The organism is Cellulosimicrobium composti, assembly GCF_009711085.1.
GTDB lineage: Bacteria > Actinomycetota > Actinomycetes > Actinomycetales > Cellulomonadaceae > Cellulosimicrobium > Cellulosimicrobium composti.
Window position 1 is genome coordinate 23,845 of sequence record NZ_WMKA01000046.1, and the last position, 7,122, is coordinate 30,966.

Genomic DNA, 7,122 nt, shown 5'->3' on the forward strand with positions numbered 1-7,122 from the left:
GCGAGACGCAACATGGCCCAGACGCTTGCGAGCATGCGTGATCGTCTCGACCGGCGGGCGGTCCGGCCGTACGCTCGGGGCATGGACGTCGTCGCCGGGCTGCTCGACGGGCCGCGAGCACGCGGCGCCTTCCTCCTGCGGAGCCACCTGCGCGCGCCCTGGGGCATGCGCATCGAGGACGAGGCGCCGCTGACGATCGTGCCCGTCCTGCGGGGGTCCGGCTGGGTCGGGCCGGTCGTCGGCGACACGACCGACCCCGGCGAGCACGTCGCCGCGGGCGACGTCGTGCTGCTGCGCGGCCCGGACCACTACGTGGTCGCCGACGCGCCGACGACCGCCCCGCAGGTCGTCGTCGGCCCGGAGCCGGACATGTGCCGCGCCGTCGACGGCGGCCCCTCCCCCATGACCACGCTCGGCGTCCGGTCGTGGGGCAACGACCCGGACGGCGAGACCGTGATCGTCACCGGGACGTACCCGATGGACGGGGAGGTCGGGCGCCGGGTCCTGCGCGTGCTCCCCCAGCGCGTCGTCCTGCGCCGCGGCGACGTGGACGCGGGGCTCGTGGAGATGCTCGCGCGGGAGGTCGTGCAGGACCTCCCGGGGCAGGAGGCGGTGCTCGACCGGCTGCTCGACCTGCTCCTCATCTCGTGCCTGCGCACGTGGCTCTCGCGCGACGACGCGCCCGGCTGGTACCGCGCGGACGCCGACCCGGTGGTGGGCGCCGCGCTGCGGCTCATCCACCACGACCCGGCGCGCGCGTGGACCGTGGACGCGCTCGCGCGCGAGGTCGGGCTGTCGCGCGCGGCGTTCTCGCGCCGGTTCACGGCCCTCGTGGGCGAGCCGCCCATGGCCTACCTCACGGGGTGGCGCCTCGACCTCGCCGCCGACCTGCTCCTGCAGCCGGACGCGACGCTCACGTCGGTCGCGCGCGCCGTCGGGTACGCGACGCCGTTCGCGCTGAGCGCGGCGTTCAAGCGCGTGCGCGGCGTGAGCCCGGCGGCGCACCGCGCCCGCGCCGGGGCGGCCTGAGCCCGCTCAGCGCTCGACGGGGACGAGCTCGACGTCCCGGAGCGCGCCGTCGTCCGCGACGGCCGTGAGGAACGTGCCGACCGGCTGGCGGCGACGGTCCGTGGGCGAGCCGGGGTTGAGCAGTCGCAGCCCGCCCGGCGACGTCGTGTCCCACGGGATGTGGCTGTGCCCGAACACGAGCACGTCCGCGTCGGGGAGGCCGGCGTCGGCGCGACGCTCGCGCCCCTGCTTCGCGCCCGTCTCGTGCACGACGGCGATCCGCATCCCCTCGACCGTGGTGCGCGCGACCTCGGGCAGGCGCGCGTGCAGGTCGGGGCCGTCGTTGTTGCCCGCGACCCCGACGAGGCGCGCCGCGCGCGACTCGAGCGCGTCGAGCAGGTCGGCGCTCACCCAGTCGCCCGCGTGCACGACGACGTCCGCGGCGTCGACCGCGCGCCACACCTGGTCGGGCAGCACCCGGGCCCGCACCGGGACGTGCGTGTCGCTGATCAGGAGCAGTCGGGTGGGCACGCCGCCACGATAGGTCGCGGTCCCGGGGCGTGCCGGGTGACGATGGACCCATGCCGATCCCGCGCTGGGTGACCCGCAGCAACAGGCGCTTCCTCAACCCCGTCGTGCTCCGCATTGCGACGGGCGTCGGGCCGATGGCCGTCGTCCGCCACGTCGGGCGGCGCAGCGGGCGCGAGTACCGCACCCCGGTCTTCGCGTTCGCCTACCGCGACAACCCCACCGGACCCGTGCGCGTCGCGTTCGCCCTCACGTACGGCCCCGACGTGGACTGGGTCCGCAACATCGAGGCGGCCGAGGAGTTCGTCCTCGAGCGCCGCGGCACCGAGTACGCCGTCGACGACCTGCGCCGGGTCACGGGAGCCGACGGCCTGCGGCTCCTGCCCGACTGGACGCGCGCGGTCCTGCGCCGCGCGGGCGTCGACGAGTTCCGGACCGGACGGCTGCGCCGGGCGTCGGGCACATGACTGCCATGATGGGGGCATGACCGACCAGCTCTGGATCACCGGCGACCCCGACGCGGACGCGCTGCTCAGCGACGACGCGTTCGCCCTCCTCGTGGGCATGCTGCTCGACCAGCAGTACCCCATGGAGCACGCGTTCGCAGGGCCCCGCAAGATCCGCGACCGCCTCGGCTCGATCGACCCGCGGGCGATCGCGGACGCGGACCCGGACGCGTTCGTCACGCTCGCCACGACCCCGCCAGCGATCCACCGCTACGGGCGCTCGATGGCGGGCCGGGTGCAGGAGCTCGCGCGCGTCGTCGTCGACGAGTACGACGGCGACGCGACCCGGATCTGGACCGCCCCGGGAGCCGACGGGTCCGCGCCGACCGGGGCCGAGGTCCTCGCGCGCCTGCGTGCGCTGCCCGGGTTCGGCGAGCAGAAGGCGAAGATCTTCCTCGCCCTGCTCGGCAAGCAGCGCGGCGTGCAGCCCTCCGGGTGGCGCGAGGCGGCGGGGCACTACGGCGATGAGGGGTCGCGCCGGTCCATCGCCGACGTCACGAGCCCCGAGTCGCTCGCCGAGGTGCGCGCGTTCAAGAAGGCGCAGAAGGCCGCGGCGAAGGCCGCGAACGGCTGACACGCCGCCGCGACCGGGCGGCCCGGCCGCTATCGTCGGCGCGTGACCACGACGTCCCGCGCCACGGCGCTGCCACCCTCGACCCGCACGCTCCTGGCCCTCGCGGCCGGCGTCGTCGTGCTCGCCGGCGTCCACACGGCGCGCGAGGTGCTCGCGCCGATGTTCCTCGCCGCGGTCATCGTCATCATCTGCCACCCGGTACGCGTCCCGCTCGAGCGCCGCGGCTGGCCCCGGTGGGCGGCGACCACGGCGGTCGTCGTCGTGGCCTACCTCATCCTGGCCGCGCTCGTCGCCATGCTCGTGTTCGCGGGCTTCCGCTTCACCGAGCTCGTGCGCGAGTACCTGCCCGCGCTGGTGCGCTCCGTCGAGTCGCTCGTCGACCAGCTCGCCGCGGTGGGCATCGACGCCGACGTCGTCGAGGCCGCCACGGCGTGGCTCGACCCGGCACGGGTCCTCAGCCTCGCCGGGAACGTCTCGACCATGGCGCTCAGCATCGCGACCGCGTTCTTCTTCGTGCTCGCCTACGCGATCTTCATGGCCGCCGACGCGTCACGGTACGCGACGGCGCCCGCCGTGTTCGGGGTCGAGCGCGCCGCGACGATCGAGCGCGCCACGCGGTTCAGCGGCGGCGTGCGGCGCTACTTCGTCGTCAACGCGTCGTTCGGCGCGGTCGTCGCCGTGATCGACGGCATCGCGCTGTGGGCCCTGTCGGTCCCGGCGCCCACGGTGTGGGCGATCCTCGCGTTCGTCACGAACTTCGTCCCGAACATCGGGTTCGTGCTCGGGCTCGTCCCGCCCGCGGTCATGGCGTTCGTCGTGGGGGGCTGGCAGCTCTCGCTCGCGGTGGTCGCGGTCTACTGCGTCGTCAACGTCGTGCTCCAGGTGCTCGTGCAGCCGAAGTTCGTCGCGGACGCGGTGAACCTCAGCCTCACCCTGAGCTTCGTCTCCGTCGTGTTCTGGACGTTCGTCATCGGGCCGCTCGGGGCGATCCTCGCGATCCCGCTCACGCTGCTCGTGCGGGCGCTCGTGCTCGAGCCCGACCCGGGGTCGGGGTGGCTGCGCTGGCTCTCGGGCGACGACGTCACGGCGACCGACCCCGGCCCGGTCCGCGCACAGGACGAGGCGGACGACGCGACGGCGAGCACGATCGCGGCGGACGTGACCGCAGCGGACGCGGCCTCGGCCGACGACGCCACACCGGCTCGGCCCGCGCACGAGGCGCGCGTCCCTGACCCTCAGGTGGAGGTCGAGGGTCGCGCGCTCGACGACGCGCGCTCCCCCGACCAGCCCTGACGGACCGCACCGGGCCCGGGTCGTGCGCCGTACGGGGACGCTGCCTGGGCTGGCTGACGGCGGGTGTCCGCCCGTCACCGGCACGGGGAGGGACCATGGCGCACGGAGACATCACGCACATCGACATCCCGGTGAGCGACCCCGCACGGGCCACGGAGTTCTACGGCGCGGTGTTCGGCTGGCAGATCGCCGAGATGCCGGGGTTCGAGGGCTACCCCATGTGGCAGGCGCCGAACACGATCAGCGGCGGCGGCCTCGCGCCGCGCTCCGACGACTTCACCACCCCGCGGAGCTATGTCGAGGTCGACTCGATCGAGGAGACGCTCGCGACGGTGCGCAAGCTCGGCGGGCGCGTGGTCACCGAGAAGTCCGAGATCAGCCCGACGTCGTGGTGGGCGGCGTTCGAGGACGTCGACGGGAACCAGATCGGCCTCTACGAGGGCACGACCGGGGCCGGCTGACCGACCGCCCGGCCCGTCGCCGACCCGACGCCGGGCGCCCGGCGACCCACGCCCCGGATCCCGGCACGGTCGCTCAGCCGTCGCGGCCCCCGCCCCAGCCGCGCAGCACGCGGCCGTCCGGGTCGTCGGGGCGGCGCGGGCGCAGCGCGGGCGGAGGCGGCCACGGCAGGTCCACGCGCTCGACGGGGACGTCGATCGCGCCGAAGTCGTCCGTCTGCACGACCACGCCGTCGGGCGTGACCTCGACGAGCCGCACGCGCAGGGGCGGCTCGCCGTCGCGCTCGAGCACCCAGACGTCGGCGAGCCACGCGAGGCTCGTCGCGTCGAGGGCCTCCTCGGCCGCGAGCCAGTCGACGGGCCCGGTGAGCTCACGCCCGAGCAGCGAGACCGCGACCCAGTCGTCACCCTCGGGACGGATCCAGCCCACGTGCTCGCGGTCGTCGGGGCGGCGGTGCGGGATCCAGTCGGCGGGCAGCATCCCGGCAGGCTAGCGAGGCGCCCGCGGCGAGCGCGACGACATTGCGCCCGACGTCGTCGCCCGCCGCGGCGCTCAGTCGCCGGGGAGGGGCTCGTGGCCCGACCCCTCGCGGAACCCCTCGCCGAAGCCCTCGCGGTAGCCGTCGGCGTACGCGGCCTCGCGCGCCGCGGCGCTCCCGTGCTCGCGCTGCGCCGCGGCGTACCCGCGCGCGTACGCCTCGGCGCTGCCCTCCCGGAACAGGTCGTCCGCCGAGGACCGGACCAGGACGCGCGCGCCGGGGCCGTCGTCGTCGACCACGTACCGGTCGAGGCCGCGCACCACGGCGACGGCGCGGCCCGTGGCCTTGCCGCGCACGAGCTCGCTCGCCGCGGCCACCTCGTCCGCGACGGCCGTGACCGTCACGGACAGGGGGCGGCCGTGCGAGTCGACGCCGCCGCGCAGGTCGTCCGCGACGACGATCCCGGCCGCGCCGACCGCGACGTCGACGAGGCCGTCGCGCCACGCGCGCCCGGCGGTGTCGGTGACGACGACGCCGAGCCGGTCGAGGCCGAACCGGGCGCGCAGCGCGGCCCGCAGGGCGCGCGCCGAGGCGTCCGGGTCGAGCGGGAGCAGCAGGACGGTGCCCTCCGGCGTGTTCGACGCGTCGACCCCGGCCGCGGCCATGACGAGGCCGAGGCGGTTCTCGACGATGCGCAGCGGCGGCTGGCCCGGGCGCTCGCGCGTCGCGACGACGCGCACGGTCTCGTCCGTGATCGCCTGCTCGCGGTCGGCGGCCGCGACCACCCGGCCCTCGGCCTTGGACACGACCTTGCTCGTCACCACGACGACGTCGCCCTCGGCGAGACCCTCGCCCGCCAGCAGGTCCCCGACGAGCGCCGCGAGGTCGTCGCCGGGCCGGACCTCGCCCAGCCCGGCCGGCGCCCACACGCTGAGGCGCGCGGCGCCGTCGGGGCCCGCGCCGGCGGTCATCGCGCGAGCTTCGGCAGCACCTCGCGGCCGAAGACCTCGATCCACTCGCGCTGGTTGCGGCCCACGTTGTGGAGGTAGATCCGGTCGAACCCGAGGTCGACGAACCTCTGGATGTACGCCCGGTGCTCGTCCGGGTCGGCCGAGATCACCATGCGGCCCTCGAAGTCCTCGGGCCGCACGAGCTTGGCCATCTGCTCGAAGTCGTGGGGCGAGCGGATGTCCGCCTTGGGGAACTTCATGCCGCCGTTGGGCCACTCGGTCATCGCGTTCGCGAGCGCCTCCTCGTCGGTCGCGGCCCACGAGAGGTGGAGCTGGAGCACCTTGGGCATCGTCTCGGGGTCGCGGCCCGACTCGCGCACGCCGTCGTCGAACTTGCCGAAGAGCATCGAGATCTTCTCGAGCGGCGCGCCGACGGTGATGAGGCCGTCCGCGTGCCGGCCCGCGCGCTTCGCGGTGACCGGGCCCGCGGTCGCGACGAGGATCTCGGGCGGGACCTCGGGCATGGTCCACAGGCGCGTGGACTCCATCTTGTAGAACTGCCCGGAGTGCTTGACGTCCTTGTTGTCGAGCCCGGACTGGAAGAGCTTCTTGATGACGTCGATCGCCTCGAACATGCGGTTGATGCGCTCGGGCGCCTCGGGCCAGTAGCCCGCGACGACGTGCTCGTTGAGCGCCTCGCCGGAGCCGAGCCCGAGCCAGTGCCGGCCCGGGTACATCGCGGCGAGCGTCGCGGACGCCTGGGCGACCATCGCGGGGTGCCAGCGGAACGTCGGCGCGGTGACCCCGGGCCCGAGGTCGCCGCGCGTGCGCTCGCCGAGGGCGGTGAGCACGTTCCACACGAACGACGACTGGCCCTGCGCGGGGACCCACGGCTGGAAGTGGTCGGCGGCCATCGTCCCGGAGAACCCGTGCTCCTCCGCGAAGGCGGAGAGCTCGACGGCCTCGGTCGGGTGGAACTGCTCGAGCATCGCGGCGTAGCCGACGGTGAGGGATGAGGACATGGCGACGAGCCTATGCCCGCCCGGGCGGGCCCGGCCATGACCCGCGACACCCAGGGGTAGACAGCAGGAACATGACCGTTCTACGGTGTTTTCGCGCAACTTCTTCCACCGGGCGCCGGCACGCCCCCGAACGGACATCGACGTCCGGCCTGCCGGCGAGAGGACCCATCGTGAGTCGCAGCCCTGCCAGAACGCCCCACCGTCTCCTGCCCACCCTCACCGCGGCGACGCTCGCCGCCACGCTCGCCCCGGCGACCGGCGCCGCCGCCGCGCCGGGCGGGCCCGCGCCCGGCGCCCCCACCGC

Annotated in this window: 9 protein-coding genes; 5 read left to right on the forward strand and 4 right to left on the reverse strand. The window is 75.2% G+C overall.

The window, feature by feature from the left end; translation table 11 throughout:
- Positions 1-81 precede the first annotated feature (81 nt).
- On the forward strand, positions 82-1,029 hold the full coding sequence (locus GJV82_RS15750) for an AraC family transcriptional regulator (protein WP_155099885.1): 948 nt from the start codon (positions 82-84) through the stop codon (positions 1,027-1,029).
- A gap of 6 nt (positions 1,030-1,035) precedes the next feature.
- On the opposite strand, the gene GJV82_RS15755 is transcribed toward GJV82_RS15750, so the two are convergent.
- Complete coding sequence (locus GJV82_RS15755; RefSeq protein ID WP_318657721.1) at positions 1,036-1,539, reverse strand: metallophosphoesterase family protein; 504 nt, start codon at positions 1,537-1,539, stop codon at positions 1,036-1,038.
- 50 nt (positions 1,540-1,589) lie between these two features.
- On the opposite strand from GJV82_RS15755, the gene GJV82_RS15760 reads away from it, so the two are divergent.
- The 4 genes from GJV82_RS15760 to GJV82_RS15775 all read left to right on the forward strand — a co-directional run bounded on the left by GJV82_RS15760 (position 1,590) and on the right by GJV82_RS15775 (position 4,370).
- Positions 1,590-2,003 carry a PNPOx family protein gene (locus tag GJV82_RS15760; protein WP_155099886.1) on the forward strand — a complete coding sequence of 138 codons (414 nt, stop codon included), beginning with the start codon at positions 1,590-1,592 and terminating at the stop codon, positions 2,001-2,003.
- Between the two features lie 16 nt (positions 2,004-2,019).
- Positions 2,020-2,616, forward strand: a complete 597-nt coding sequence (locus GJV82_RS15765) for an HhH-GPD-type base excision DNA repair protein (RefSeq protein WP_155099887.1) — start codon at positions 2,020-2,022, stop codon at positions 2,614-2,616.
- Between the two features lie 42 nt (positions 2,617-2,658).
- Complete coding sequence (locus GJV82_RS15770) at positions 2,659-3,909, forward strand: AI-2E family transporter (RefSeq protein WP_318657722.1); 1,251 nt, start codon at positions 2,659-2,661, stop codon at positions 3,907-3,909.
- Positions 3,910-4,004: 95 nt separating this feature from the next.
- Positions 4,005-4,370 (forward strand): VOC family protein, encoded by a 366-nt coding sequence (locus GJV82_RS15775; protein WP_155099888.1) that lies wholly within the window; start codon positions 4,005-4,007, stop codon positions 4,368-4,370.
- A gap of 73 nt (positions 4,371-4,443) precedes the next feature.
- Here the strand turns inward: GJV82_RS15775 and GJV82_RS15780 are convergent, their stop codons facing one another.
- From GJV82_RS15780 to GJV82_RS15790, 3 genes are all read right to left on the reverse strand, one after another.
- Positions 4,444-4,848, reverse strand: coding sequence for a hypothetical protein (locus GJV82_RS15780; RefSeq protein ID WP_155099889.1), 405 nt, complete (start codon positions 4,846-4,848; stop codon positions 4,444-4,446).
- 72 nt (positions 4,849-4,920) lie between these two features.
- Positions 4,921-5,817 (reverse strand): coenzyme F420-0:L-glutamate ligase, encoded by an 897-nt coding sequence (gene cofE, locus GJV82_RS15785; protein ID WP_155099890.1) that lies wholly within the window; start codon positions 5,815-5,817, stop codon positions 4,921-4,923.
- On the reverse strand, positions 5,814-6,818 hold the full coding sequence (locus GJV82_RS15790) for a TIGR03557 family F420-dependent LLM class oxidoreductase (RefSeq protein ID WP_155099891.1): 1,005 nt from the start codon (positions 6,816-6,818) through the stop codon (positions 5,814-5,816). Before GJV82_RS15790 ends, cofE begins: the two co-directional genes overlap by 4 nt.
- Positions 6,819-7,122: the final 304 nt, after the last annotated feature.